We start from the raw sequence: 13,906 nt of genomic DNA, 5'->3' as shown, positions 1-13,906 counted from the left end.
TGTATTGGTCTAAATTATTACTAATAAGCCTTTTTTATCCCTTTAGATAAAAATAGGCATAAAGAAACGGTTGTACTCTGCTGTGATGGTGGCTAAAGTAAAGCTATGCAAATGACAAAACTAGCTTTTTTCTTTAACACTTTCTTTCTCTCAGTTCTCTGAGCGCGCTTTAGGTTTTGGCATTCACTAAAAAACCTCCTAATGGAGGTTTTTTAGTTTTAGTGGTCGCAACAAGTAACAGTAATAAATAACTCGCAGAATATGATAATAAATGCGAATAAACTCATAACTACCTATTAGGAAAAAGCGGTGAACGAAGCATTAGATTTAAATAAAATACGTGAACAAATTACCCAACTCGATCAGCAATTACTGACATTATTTGCGGAGCGCCGTGCCCTTACTTTAAATGTTGCGAAAAGCAAAGCTCATCTCATTCGCCCAGTACGAGACCAACAGCGCGAACAAGAGTTACTGATCCGCTTGATCACCCAAGGTAAAAAACTAGGTTTAGATGCGCATTACGTGACTAGTGTGTTTCAAACCATTATTGAAGATTCCGTGCTGAATCAGCAGGCTTACCTGCAAACCTTAGCCAATCCAAATATACAAGAGCCAGCGGTGAGTGTCGCTTTTCTTGGTGATAAAGGCTCTTACAGCTACTTGGCAAGCCATCGTTATTTTTCTCGCCGTGCAGCAAAAATTATTGAAAGCGGTTGCCAAAGTTTTGCTGAGATTATGCAGCAAGTTGAATCTGGCTCGGTTGACTATGGCATGTTGCCAATAGAAAACACCAGTTCAGGCAGCATTAATGAAGTTTATGACGTACTACAACATACCAACTTGTCGATTGTTGGTGAAATAACCCAACCTATTGAGCATTGCTTGCTGACCGCCGTAAATACCAAACTTAATAAAATCAAAACCATTTATGCTCATGGCCAGCCATTTGCGCAATGCAGTAACTTTTTAGATAAGCAAACTGATATTCGCATTGAATACTGTGAGAGTACAGCTGATGCCATGGCTAAAGTCTATCAATTGCAAGACGACAGTGTGGCGGTTATTGGTAGCGAAGAAGGCGGTAACTTATACCAACTTCAGGCTTTGGAAAAACAGATAGCCAACCAAATTGAAAACCATAGTCGCTTCATTTTAGTGGCGCGTAAACCTATTGAGGTTGCTGAACAAATTCCAGCAAAAACCACCTTAATTATTGCTACTGGCCAAAAGCCTGGTGCGTTAGTCGAGTGCCTACTAGTACTAAAAAACAAAGGTATTAACATGTGCAAACTTGAGTCTCGCCCAATTCAAGGGCGACCTTGGGAAGAAATGTTTTATGTCGATGTAGAAGCCAATTTGAAGCACTTAGCTTTACAAGAGGCCATTAGTCAAATCACAGAACAAACAAATTTCATTAAAATTCTAGGTTGTTACCCTATTGAACACATTAGCCCAACCAGTGTCCCAAGTAGCGCACTCATATAAGCGCTAATGCTTAACATAATAAGGGGCAGAAAAACTGCCCCTTATTAATCATCTACTTTCTAAATGCTTAGTTCGAACTGCTTAATTCTACATACTTAGCTTCCAATACTTATCACACAACACTTGCTTAATCTCAGTTCAGTTTAGATAACTAGCAGTTTGCGATTTTTTAATTTAAAAATAACAGCACTAGACACTAAGATAAATAATATTGGCATGGCGGCGAACATAAGGGCTGAAAACATAAACTGACCCATTAACAAGGTTAAACTAATAAAGCACATTGTTGGTAATAATAGCCAAAAAGTATGTTCACTGGCACATAATTTAAAACCTTTATGCATAAAAAACAGTAACAATATGCTGACGATACTTGCGGTAATAGCCGTAACTGCACCAGGGTAATAATCAAGCATAAAATCAGTATGGGGGTGAAGTATGCTGGGTACTGGCACCCAATTACCGATATGAACCAACCACACTAATGAACCTGCAATTAGGCAACCAAAATTAAAAGACCAAAGCTTTTTATTAACCTTAAACATCAATATTTCCCAAATTTATTATTATTATTTTCCCTATTTATATCCCAAGTATAGTTTTTAATCAAGACGTCTGGTTTTTATACAAAAATAATCAGCAGCCATTTAGCCTCAGTGTTTGGCTTACCTGCTTTAAATGTAGAAAAGTCCCTATAACATTACGGCTATAGAGACTTTTATCGACTGGCACTATTGAGTAGCAATTGAAATAAATAATCGACCGTTTAAGATAGCCTAAACAGCCAAAATCTCTGTTGCTTACCATCATAATAGCCCGTTATTGATCCATTAAGCGTCTGACTCTTAACTATTTTTTTACTTATCATTGCTCACTGCTTTAATGAAATTGCTATAACTATATTTTATCTATAGCGGCTTGAGCTTGCTGGTGCTCAATTTCTTTAGAGATAACTTGTGGTGAGCCTGTATTGCGGCACAGCCAATAATAAGCCCCAGGTACAACAAATAAAGTAAAAATACTCGCCAATGATACACCCGCGAAGATTACCACACCGATCACCATTCTACTTTCAGCGCCAGGCCCCACCGCTAGCACTAATGGAATAGCACTGGTGACTGTGGTGAATGTGGTCATCACTATAGGCCTTAAACGTTGCGTGGCGGCAGTGATTAAGGCTTCTTCAAAGGCGATGCCTTTGTCGCGTAACTGATTGGCAAATTCAACAATTAAAATACCATTTTTTGCCGCTAAACCAATTAACATCACAATGCCAATTTGACTGTATATATTCAGGCTCATTCCCATCAGTTTCAGGCCGGCTAAAGCGCCAACTAAAGCTAATGGCACGGTTAACATGATCACAAAAGGATGAATAAAGCTCTCAAATTGGGCTGACAATACTAGGTAGGTTATCACTAAGGCCAAAATAAAAATAAAAGCGATAGAGTTACCTGATTCTTGTAATAATTGCGATTGGCCTTTGTAGGCCACTTGCGCTTGTTCAGGCAAATGCTCAGCAACCGCCGTATTTAAAAACGCTAAGGCGTCACCCAAGGCATAGCCTGTGGCTAAGTTAGCACTAATAGTGACACTGCGCAGGCGATTGAAACGATTGAGTTGCGACGATGTGGCACTCTCTTGTATCGTGATCAAGTTCGACAAGGGCACTAATTTATTACTGACCGTGGAGCGAACAAAAATATTATCAATGTCTTTAGGGTTTGAAAAATCATTTTTCTCGCCTTTAACCACCACATAATACTCTTCACCGCGCTCAACAAAGTTAGTGACACGGCGTTGACCCAACATAGTTTCAAGGGTGCGGCCAATATCACCCACCGACACGCCTAAGTCGAAGGCTCTGTTGTGATTAATATTAACCAGCAATTGTGGATAGGTTTCTTTGTAGTCACTATCGATACTGTGCAGATTGGGGTTTTCTTGCGCTTTAGCAATAATAATATCACGCCACTTTGCTAACTCTTCATAGGTGTTACCTTGCAAAACAAATTCAACCGGTGATGAAGACCCGCCTCCACTTAAGCCTCGGCGCATCATAGCAAACGCTCTAACATCCGTTACTTTAGCGAGTTCACCATTTATTTTATTAATAAATTCGAAGGTGTCCGTAATGCGATCTTTCCAAGCGGGCATACCTACAATGGCAATACCACCCGAACCACCAAAACCAGGCACACGCACAAGTACTCGGTCAAGCTCTCCACTTTGCTGATGCACGAGTAATGCTTCTTCTATTTGCTGCATATTTTTAACGTTATTTTCATAACTTGCCCCTTCTGCACCACGCATCATGACGAAGAAGTTTCCGCGGTCTTCTTTTGGTGTGTACTCTGAAGGTAATTGATTAAATAAACTGTAGACCGCGAATAGCGACAAAATAATCACAATAAAAATCATCAGGGGTTGATGGATACTGGCTTTTAACGAACGCCCATAAGCCGCTTCAAACTTAGCAAAACCTCGATCCAACTTTTGACCAAACGATGAGCTACGTTCCTTATGTTTTAACATTTTAGAACACATCATTGGCGTTAACGATAATGCCGTTAAACTAGAAAAAATCACCGCTGCCGCAATCGCAATAGCAAACTCGGTGAATAATCGTCCGACGTTACCTGATAAAAAGATTAACGGTACAAACACCGCGACCAACACTAAGGTGGTAGCAATAACAGCAAACGCCACTTCTCGTCCGCCTTCGTATGCAGCGAGCAACGGGGTTTGCCCGCGCTCAATACGGCGGTAAATATTTTCCAGTACCACAATGGCATCATCTACCACCAAACCAATGGCTAGCACCATGGCCAGTAGGGTCAATAAGTTTATTGAAAAACCAAACCACGATAGCACCATCATGGAACCAATTAGCGCTACAGGGACGGTAACAGCTGGAATAAGGGTTGCTCTAACGTTACCCAAAAATAAAAATATAACCAATACCACCATGGTCATGGCAATGGCCAGTGTGCTATATACTTCGTCAATTGAGCCTTGAATGAACACTGATGAGTCATAGCTATTAGTGATCGTGGTACCTATTGGCAAGCCACCACGAATCGACATCATCTCTTTTCGCGCCGCTTTAACTACTTCGAGGGTATTGGCTTTTGACTGTTTAATAATGCCCAGACCCACCATATTTTTGCCATTACCACGAAACATGTTTTCTTCATCTTCCGCCGCTAAATCAATTTTAGCCACATCACCCAGATAGACCAATGATTTATCATCATTACGCGCCACCACCATAGTGGCAAAGTCATCTTCGGTGAGATAACTGCGTTCAACACGAATCGAAAAATCTCGGTCGATTGATTCCACTTCTCCCGCTGGTAATTCAACATTTTCAGCGCGCAGAGTTTGTTCTATATCATTAACAGTGATACCTCTAGCGGCCATTGCTTTTCGGTTTAACACCACATTCATCGCATAGGTTCTACCACCACCAACTTGCACACGTGCAACGCCATCAACCACAGAAAACCTGTCAACAATATAACGTTCGGCGTAATCAGTTAGCTGTAATGTGCTCATTACCTCGCTTTGTAAAACAAACCAAACAATGGCACTTTCATCATCATTTGCCTTAGACACCTCAGGCGGTTCAGCTTGTTCTGGTAAGTTGTTTAACGCACGCGAAATTCTGTCACGCACATCATTTGTCGCGGCGTCAATATCACGGTCTAGTTCGAATTCAATTGAAATATTAGAACGGCCCACTCGGCTAGAAGAATTGATGGATTTAACCCCTTCAATACCGCTAATTCTATCTTCCAGTATTTTCGTGATTTTACTTTCGACAATTGCAGCAGAAGCGCCAGGATATGAGGTATTAATACTCACTACCGGCGGGTCGATATCAGGATACTCTCGAAGGGGTAAAGTTAAAAAAGCGACAATACCAAAAGTAATCAAGAGTAAATTGATTACTGTGGCAAAGACAGGGCGCTTAACTGACAGGTCAGATAAAATCACGATTTATTCCCTATGGTATTGACACTAGTACCATCACGTAATTTTAAGGCGCCTTCGACAACCACTTCTGTGCCTACTTCTAGCCCACCAATAACCTCAACAAAACCACGGTAGCGACGACCAATATCTAATGGTTTCTTAATGGCTTTACCCGCTTCAACAACAAAAACAAAATGCTGGTCTTCAATCGGAATAATTGCACTTTCGGGTATCTGTAATATTTGCTCAACTTTGCGTACCACATGCAAAGTTAGCAACATGCCCGCACGTAACTGATTGTCAGCATTGTTAATTTTTGCACGTACTTTTAAAGTTCGTGTAACGCTGTCGATGCGAGAGTCTATCGAGGTGACTTTGCCAACAAATACTTTGTCTTTATAAGCTATATTGTTCGCTTCTATGCGCTGACCAATCGCTACGGTAGTTAAGTAACGCTCTGGAATTGAAAAATCAACTTTAATAATACTCAGATCATCTAAACTGGTGATCACATCGCCAACATTAATTAACGCACCGAGACTAATTTCGCGAAAGCCTAAGATGCCTGAAAATGGTGCTTTAATAGTAAGTTCGGCTAGTTTTATTCTAGCACTGAGTAGTTGTGCTGAAATAGCCTTAGTTTTTGCTTCTTGTTGATCAACCAGCGACTTAGCCGTGGCTTTTTGTTTGTACAAATCTTGAAAACGATTGAGTTGCGCGACAGATTCAGCAAGGTTAGCCTGAAGTTCTTCGACTTTAGCTGCTTCCTCTTGGCTATTTAGCCGTACTAAAATGTCATCTTTTTTAACCGTTTCGCCATCTTGAAATAAAACCTCAGCAACAACATCTGAATATTTACTGGTAATATAGACCTGCTCATTCGCCCGTGACGTACCAATGGCCTCGACAGAATCGTTAAAATCAACTAGATCGATTTTAGCGACTTTTACTGCGACAACACGTTGATATTTTTCTTTGCTGGAGGTCTTTTCAGGCCATTGTAAATAAACGACTAAGGCAACCAACATTCCAACAAGTAATAACAAAGGTAAGCGACGACCAATGGCAGTAGACATAAACAAAACTCTCTAAAATTGAGTAAATTATAATAATATTACTATAGCTTAGATACTGACAGCGCTCGAGACAACTTAGCCTAGGATTTAAGGCTTTGGTCGCAAATTAGAAAAAAAATTAACTTTGTACTTATTAAGATATAATTTAATAAGACATGAACCAAATGAAGTATAGCGAGTATGCGCGATGCTTCATTTTTACATTTTAAGGATTGAACTCGTGAAAATTATAGCCTCAATTATTATTGTTTTATTATTACTTAGTGGTGGTACTCTTTGGTTTTTAGCAGGAAGCTCACTTAATGGCTACATTAAAGGTCAAATTGAAACGGTGGGCAGTAAAGTCACTGAACAAGCGGTTACCGTAAAAACTGTTGATATTAAGATCGCGAGTGGCGCAGGTAGTATTTTAGGTATTAATTTAGCCAACCCTAAGACTTATAACCAACCAAACGCTTTCGCTTTAGAGGAAGTAACGCTTGATATTAATTTAGAAAGCTTAGCCTCATCACCTATTATTATTGATGCGATCATCATCAAATCACCGCAAGCATTTGTCCAGTTCACCCAAACTGGTGGCTCTAATATTAAAGATATTCTCGATGCTATCAAGCGTAATACCCCTGAAGCTGAGGCAATTGCTACCGAAACTAACACGGGTGAGGAGCCTAAAATAAAAGTCAGTAAAATCATCCTTGCTGGCACGGCGTTAACGCTTGATTTAAGTGCTTTTGGTAATAAAGCACACAGTGCCACTTTACCGGATATCACATTAAGTAATGTCGGTGGTGAAACTGGTTTACCTGCAAGCCAACTCGGTGCCGAGATTGTTAAACAAGCATTATCTCAAATTTGGCAACAAGCAAAAACCACACAAAAGAAAAAGTTAACCGACAGTGCTAAAGAGAAATTAAAAGAGAAGCTAAAAGAAAAAGCTAAGAAAAAACTGACTGACTTATTTGGCTAACCTTAATTTTTAGCGGTCTTAAAACTCAGTCAAAATTGGCCAAAACTGGCCGAGATTAGTCAGAATTAGCCACTACATTTGGCTGAGTTTATAAAAAATAACAAATCACAGGACACCTTGTCATGAAAGTAAATAGCCGATTAACACCACTAGCAATGCTTTGCACTTTTTTGTTATCACATGCCGCTATGGCAAAACCATTAGAACTCAGCTTTATGTTGGGTAAAATATACGGCCCTGACTTGGTTACCAGTGACAATAGCGATATCCATATTGACTCTGGCAATAACATGGCTGTTGGTATAGCGTGGCAAGAAAATGTTAATGGCCAAGGTCAGATACTTTTGAGCCACGTTAGTCATGATTTTATTGGCGAAAATCAAGTTAATAATGAGCTAGATGTCACTTATGCACACTTTAATGGCATCGCTTTGTACCGTCAGCAAAACTATGTAACGACTTTAAGTTTAGGGCTAGGTGGTGCTTATTTCGATGCCGAACAAGGTAGTGAAGAACTGTATCCGTCTGCCAGCGTCGCCATTGGTACTCGCTATGAATTCTCTCAGCAAATAGCCTTAGTGACCGAACTACGCGCCTATGCCACCTTAATTGATGAGGATGACGCCATGTTTTGCCAGCAGGATATTTGTAGCGCAAACTTTAGCGATTCACTCTGGATAGATAGTTCAATTTCGGTCGGAATCGCCATCAAATTTTAACTTAATAAACCTTAAGTCACCTGCCAACATGCACCTGTTCTTAGTTTGAAGCTGTCACTCTAGGCAATTTATAACAGGGTAAAGTAACTGCTTGGTCAAAAAGAGCAATAAAACTTCAACTACTTACTTTCATTATCATGCAACGAGTTCATGCCTGTTGCCATATGTTAACTCACCATCTACTAAGCCGGCACAGCGGAACTTTATAGTCGCTTAAGCATAACGGTATTTGTTGCTTAAATGAGTAACAGAATATACCCAGACGAAAAGCTATAAAGTCTACTTATCCATTAAACTATTACTCATTAAAATATTACCAATTCAGCTATTATCAAAAAAGTGAGCCATGATCAAAAAAATCGCAGAGAATATAATTCATCGGCGATTTTTTCGCTACATGCCCATACGCACATTTTAAACTAAGCTATAACATCGCTGAGATATCAGCGGTTAATGACACTTTTGGACGTTCAATAATACGACCAATTTCTTTATCGTTTTGATAAACAATAAAAGTCGGGGTATATTTTATATCGTGGTTTTTAGCTGAGCCGCTTGGCTCTGACTTTGCATAATCGAGCGCAATTAAGCGATTTGAAAGCCTTAGGCTTTGAGCCACTATTTTTAAAAACATAGGCACTTCACGCACACTGTCATGGCACCAAGAGCCAAAGTAAACGTCTACGTGTAAATCTTTTGGCCAGCGGTTAATTTCAGCAATTTCAAGCGCAGACAGTCGAGATGCCTGATAACCTTGTTGGAAAAACTTATGATTAGCCATCAATTGCTGCTGGCTAATTTCACCAATGGTCATCGGCGTTTTTTCCCCCTGGCTATTGGCGCAGACTGAAACAACAACCAGCATAATACTTAATAGCGTCACCGCAAATTTTCTCATCTCAATCCTTGTTTAGTATTTTTTTAGTTGGTCTGCTTTTGCCAACATCACTTTACTTTCCTGCATAAAAATATCAGCATAATCACCAAAGTAATCAGCAACCTGTGAAAACATCTCAGTAAAAGCGGCTTTGTCATTTGATTGCACATCTTCAAGTAATGCTAAAAATCGATAGGCAAAGCGCTTCATCATAGCTATGTTGTTTTGATTGGCGAAAATAATATCAGTATAAAGTTCAGGGTTTTGAGCAAACAAACGCCCAACCATAATCAACTCCAAACGATAGATAGGTGAACTCATCTCCACCAGTTGCGCTATATCAGCGCCTTCAGTCATTAAGTGGTAACCATAAGCTATGGTTGAGAAATGTCGCATAACTTGCACCATAGACATGGCTTGATCATGTACCTGTGCTTCAACTGGATAGATTTTTGCTCCCCAAACATTAAATTGCTCTAGTAGCCAGTGATACTGTTGTGGAAATCGACCTTCGCAAGCAATAATAGTTTGTTTAACTAAACCCGTGACATCAGGCCCAAACATCGGATGTAGTCCAACCACAGGGCCAGCGTGTACTTTCATCATTTCATATAGTGGCGCTTCTTTAATACTAGTAACGTCTGCCAAAATACAGTTTTCAGGCAAGGTGCCTAGTTTTTGGATAACCAAAGTGGTTAATCGAATCGGCACAGCAACAATGACTAAACTCGCCTCGGCTAAAATAGCAGCACTATTTGGCCAGTCAGCTTGCTCTAAAGCCTGTACTTGATAGCCAGAACGAGTAAACAAATCAACAAAAATGCGCCCCAATTGTCCCTTACCACCAATCACAATCACTTTTTTGCAATCAGGATTGACACAACGATAGCCACTAGCATCTTGGCTGACATAAGAGTCTTGCATCAAGCGGCGCAGAATATCTTCAATTAATTCTGGCGACAAACCGGCATCTATGGCTTGCTGGCGACGCACCTTTAATAAGTTTGCTTCACGCTCAGGGGCATAAATTGGCATACCCGCTGCACTTTTTAATAAACCCACTTTGGTGGTAACAACGCGACGCGTTGCCAATAAGGCCACTAATTGACCATCAATATCGTCAATTTCATCGCGTAACGCGCCTAAATTTTGCTCAAATGTAAATTCGTTGTTCATCGTAGCTGCTTATTCCTATTCACTAACGGTTGAATTAATCCGCTGTTTTAAAACGACTTCAAGTTTAGCACTCGCCGCTGAAATAAGCTGCTCCGTGGTTTCAAAATCGATACAAGCATCTGTCACAGAAACGCCATATTTCAGCTGGTCAATAGGTAACTCTGAACTTTGATTACCAGCATTTATATTACTTTCTAACATAATGCCAATAATAGCCTTATTGCCGGCACAAATTTGATCGAAAACATTATCAGCTACTAAGGGTTGACGACGGTAGTCTTTATTAGAATTACCGTGCGAACAATCAACCAAGATACCCGGCTCTAAATTATGTTTGGCTAGTTCTTCTTCACATAAAGCGACATTAACCGCATCGTAGTTAGGCTTTGTTCCGCCACGCAAAATGACATGACCGTCAGGATTGCCAGAAGTTTTAATCAGTGCCACTTGTCCTAAGCGATTGATACCCATGAAACGATGTGAAGAAGCGGCTGACTGCAAAGCATTAATAGCCACACCAAGACCACCACTGGTACCATTTTTAAAGCCAATCGGCATCGACAAGCCACTGGCCATTTCACGGTGCGTTTGTGACTCTGTGGTGCGAGCACCAATAGCCGACCAACTAAATAACTCGGCTAAATATTGTGGGCTGATTGGATCTAGCGCTTCAGTCGCCAACGGCAAACCTAACTCGGTTAAGTAAATTAATAATGCACGGGCTTTGCGAAGGCCAGTTTCCACATCAAATGAACCATCCATATGCGGATCATTAATCAGACCTTTCCAGCCGACCGTAGTGCGCGGCTTTTCAAAGTAAACTCGCATAACAATGTATAAACTATCTTGATATTTATCGTGTAATTCTTTCAGTTGTCTTGCGTAAGCTTTGGCACCTTCAAGATCATGTACAGAACAGGGGCCAGCAATAACTAACAAGCGATGATCTTTTTTATGAATAATATTAGCAATGATTTGGCGAGCATTTTTAACAAAAACACGGCCTGCTTCTGGCAGCGGCAACTCTTCTCGTAAAGCATTCGGGGTAATTAAGACATCTTCCGCATTGACGTGAATATCGTTCAGCCTACTTTTAGGTATTTGGTTTGCGTCTGACGCCGTTAAGGTATTTTTTGACATGATTCTTTCCTAAATATGGAACAATAATTGTGAGTTTTAAGTAAAGTATTTTGGTTAGCCACTATTTTTAACAATAGACATGCTACGAGAAGAACAACTAGTTAAAGTATGAGAGGTAATAATATCGATACTGCAGGTTATACATCCTTTACGCCTTTCTTACTGTAAAATATAGTTTACTTGTTTTGTATCATTTATATTACACTATAATTTACTCACGTACAGTCCTATTATTAAAAATATGACATAAAAAAAGCGCCAAATGGCGCTTCTTTCTTAATAGTTTATATCAATAACTTTATTTATGCACAATACGATTCTTAACTAAGTTCTCGACAACTGCGGGATCAGCCAAAGTTGAGGTATCACCTAAGGTATCTACATCATTCTCAGCTATTTTGCGTAAAATACGACGCATAATTTTACCTGAACGGGTTTTAGGTAGTCCTGGAGCGTATTGGATGTAGTCAGGTTTAGCAAAACGGCCTAATTCTTTCGCCACAAACTCAGTTAACTCACGCAATAACTCATCTGACTCTGTCGCATTACTCATTAAGGTGACATAAGCATAAACACCTTGGCCTTTAATTTCATGCGGATAACCAACAACAGCCGCTTCAGCAACTGCAGGGTGCAATACCAAAGCACTCTCAATTTCAGCAGTACCTAAGCGGTGACCAGAAACATTCAACACATCATCAACACGACCGGTGATCCAATAAAAACCGTCGTCATCACGTTTAGCACCATCACCGGTAAAGTAATTACCTGGATATTGGCTAAAGTAGGTTTGATAAAAACGATCATGGTCGCCATAAACACTGCGTAATTGACCCGGCCAACTGCCTGTCATCATTAATAAGCCTTGGTTTGCGCCTTCAAGGGTATTTCCGTCTTTGTCAAAGAGTGCGGGTTTAACGCCAAAAAATGGTTTACCTGCTGCCCCTGGTTTCATATCAACCGCTCCTGGCAAAGAGGTGATTAAAATACCACCCGTTTCTGTTTGCCACCATGTATCAACAATAGGACAATTACTTTTACCCACAACCTCATAATACCAATGCCATGCTTCTGGATTAATCGGTTCACCTACCGTACCTAAAAGACGCAACGATGATAAATCCGCTTTTTCAACAAAGCTATCACCAACACTCATCAAGGCGCGAATAGCGGTTGGTGCGGTATAAAAAATATTAACTTGGTGCTTATCACACACCTGCCAAAAACGACTAGCATCAGGATAAGTCGGCACACCTTCAAAAACCAGTGTGGTTGCGCCATTGGCTAAGGGTCCGTAAAAAATATACGAATGGCCAGTAATCCAGCCTGCGTCTGCCGTACACCAATAAATTTCACCATCTTTGTAATCAAAAACATATTTATGGGTCATAGCAGCGTAAAGTAAATAGCCACCACAGGTATGTAACACACCTTTAGGTGTGCCTGTTGAACCAGAGGTATATAAAATAAAGAGTGGATCTTCAGCGTCCATCACTTCCGGCTCACAAACCGCAGGAAGCTTAGCAACTTCTTGTTGGTAATTCACATCAATTTTATCATTCCACGCCACATCACCCCCCGTGCGTTGAACAACAATAACGGAGTGAACATTTGGACAATCAGCAACGGCCGCATCAACATTGACTTTCAATGGAATAACGCGACCTCCTCGAAGACTTTCATCCGAGGTAACAACGACTTTACAGTCAGCATCAGCAATACGTGAACGAATAGCTTCAGTAGAGAAACCACCGAACACCACTGAATGCACTGCTCCTATGCGGGCACAAGCTAGCATGGCATAGCCAATTTCTGGAATCATGGGCATATAAATACAGACACGATCTCCTTTTTTCACGCCACGTGCTTTTAGTAAGTTAGCAAAACGACAGACATGATCATGCAGCTCTTGATAGGTTATTTTTTTATCTTCGCTAGGGTCATCACCTTCCCAAATAATAGCGATATCATCAGCTTTGCTGACTAAATGACGATCAATACAGTTATAACTCACATTTAATTTACCACCAGAAAACCATTTGATATTAGCAGACTTAAGGTCAACATCTGAGACACTGTCCCAAGGCTTATACCAATCAAGGAACTGTTCAGCTTGCTCAGCCCAGAAAACATCAGGTTGTTCAATTGACTGCTTGTACATTGCGTCATATTTCGCTGCATCAATATAGGTGTGGGCTTTTGCTTGCGCTAATACGGGAAAATGGTTTTTTAGTTTTTGCATGCTTAATCCTTGAAATCTTGTTATTTAATGGCTTGTTGAGACGTTGAAGCAAAACCTCATTCAACTATCAATCAACTTTTTAACTTACCAACATAATAGCCTAACTTTTCGCGATGGGACACACCACTTAAGTCGAATATTCATGAATTATTTATATAAGCTTGAGATGGAATAAGTCTAATAGGAATGTTAAAAATGCGGCACAATAAGATTTTTAAAATAAACAAAACATTTAAATCAAGA

The 13,906-nt window shown here is 40.2% G+C and carries 9 protein-coding genes and 1 pseudogene; 3 read left to right on the top strand and 7 right to left on the bottom strand.

The genetic code is table 11. From position 1 onward, the window contains the following. Nucleotides 1–309: 309 nt before the first annotated feature. Nucleotides 310–1,485, top strand: a pseudogene (pheA, locus tag H4J46_RS02680) (prephenate dehydratase); the annotation flags it as partial. Nucleotides 1,486–1,631: 146 nt separating this feature from the next. On the opposite strand, the gene H4J46_RS02675 reads toward pheA, so the two are convergent. From H4J46_RS02675 to H4J46_RS02665, 3 genes are all read right to left on the bottom strand, one after another. After that, nucleotides 1,632–2,033 carry a hypothetical protein gene (locus H4J46_RS02675; RefSeq protein WP_182232025.1) on the bottom strand — a complete coding sequence of 134 codons (402 nt, stop codon included), beginning with the start codon at nt 2,031–2,033 and terminating at the stop codon, nt 1,632–1,634. Nucleotides 2,034–2,385: 352 nt separating this feature from the next. Beyond that, nucleotides 2,386–5,487: an efflux RND transporter permease subunit gene (locus tag H4J46_RS02670; RefSeq protein WP_182232024.1), complete on the bottom strand. Its 3,102-nt coding sequence runs from the start codon at nt 5,485–5,487 to the stop codon at nt 2,386–2,388. After that, a complete protein-coding gene (locus H4J46_RS02665; protein ID WP_182232023.1) occupies nt 5,484–6,542 on the bottom strand; it encodes an efflux RND transporter periplasmic adaptor subunit in 1,059 nt (352 codons plus the stop codon). The genes H4J46_RS02670 and H4J46_RS02665 overlap by 4 nt, the downstream gene beginning before the upstream one ends. A 220-nt stretch (nt 6,543–6,762) precedes the next feature. Between H4J46_RS02665 and H4J46_RS02660 the strand changes: the two genes are divergently transcribed. After that, nucleotides 6,763–7,509, top strand: a complete 747-nt coding sequence (locus tag H4J46_RS02660; protein WP_182232022.1) for a hypothetical protein — start codon at nt 6,763–6,765, stop codon at nt 7,507–7,509. Between the two features lie 122 nt (nt 7,510–7,631). Beyond that, entirely contained in the window at nt 7,632–8,228 is a 597-nt protein-coding gene (locus H4J46_RS02655; protein WP_182232021.1) for a hypothetical protein, read from the top strand. Between the two features lie 424 nt (nt 8,229–8,652). Here the strand turns inward: H4J46_RS02655 and H4J46_RS02650 are convergent, their stop codons facing one another. The 4 genes from H4J46_RS02650 to acs form a co-directional block, all read right to left on the bottom strand. Beyond that, the gene (locus H4J46_RS02650) at nt 8,653–9,126 is read right to left on the bottom strand and encodes a thioredoxin family protein (protein WP_182232020.1); all 474 of its coding nucleotides are present in this window, start codon (nt 9,124–9,126) and stop codon (nt 8,653–8,655) included. Between the two features lie 12 nt (nt 9,127–9,138). Further along, nucleotides 9,139–10,281 (bottom strand): bifunctional chorismate mutase/prephenate dehydrogenase, encoded by a 1,143-nt coding sequence (gene tyrA, locus H4J46_RS02645; protein ID WP_182232019.1) that lies wholly within the window; start codon nt 10,279–10,281, stop codon nt 9,139–9,141. Nucleotides 10,282–10,296: 15 nt separating this feature from the next. Further along, entirely contained in the window at nt 10,297–11,421 is a 1,125-nt protein-coding gene (locus H4J46_RS02640; RefSeq protein ID WP_220462914.1) for a 3-deoxy-7-phosphoheptulonate synthase, read from the bottom strand. Nucleotides 11,422–11,719: 298 nt separating this feature from the next. Then, the gene (gene acs / locus H4J46_RS02635) at nt 11,720–13,663 is read right to left on the bottom strand and encodes an acetate--CoA ligase (protein ID WP_182232018.1); all 1,944 of its coding nucleotides are present in this window, start codon (nt 13,661–13,663) and stop codon (nt 11,720–11,722) included. Nucleotides 13,664–13,906 lie beyond the last annotated feature (243 nt).

The organism is Colwellia sp. MB02u-6 (assembly GCF_014077095.1).
GTDB lineage: Bacteria > Pseudomonadota > Gammaproteobacteria > Enterobacterales > Alteromonadaceae > Cognaticolwellia.
Note: the sequence above shows the minus strand (reverse complement) of the source record. Positions and strands in the feature narration are given on the sequence as shown.

Bases quoted from the DNA above. Each gene is read 5' to 3' on its own strand.
- H4J46_RS02675 (WP_182232025.1), bottom strand. From the start codon at position 2,033: ATGTTTAAGGTTAATAAAAAGCTTTGGTCTTTTAATTTTGGTTGCCTA.
- H4J46_RS02665 (WP_182232023.1), bottom strand. From the start codon at position 6,542: ATGTCTACTGCCATTGGTCGTCGCTTACCTTTGTTATTACTTGTTGGA.
- H4J46_RS02655 (WP_182232021.1), top strand. From the start codon at position 7,632: ATGAAAGTAAATAGCCGATTAACACCACTAGCAATGCTTTGCACTTTT.
- H4J46_RS02650 (WP_182232020.1), bottom strand. From the start codon at position 9,126: ATGAGAAAATTTGCGGTGACGCTATTAAGTATTATGCTGGTTGTTGTT.
- tyrA (WP_182232019.1), bottom strand. From the start codon at position 10,281: ATGAACAACGAATTTACATTTGAGCAAAATTTAGGCGCGTTACGCGAT.
- H4J46_RS02640 (WP_220462914.1), bottom strand. From the start codon at position 11,421: ATGTCAAAAAATACCTTAACGGCGTCAGACGCAAACCAAATACCTAAA.
- acs (WP_182232018.1), bottom strand. From the start codon at position 13,663: ATGCAAAAACTAAAAAACCATTTTCCCGTATTAGCGCAAGCAAAAGCC.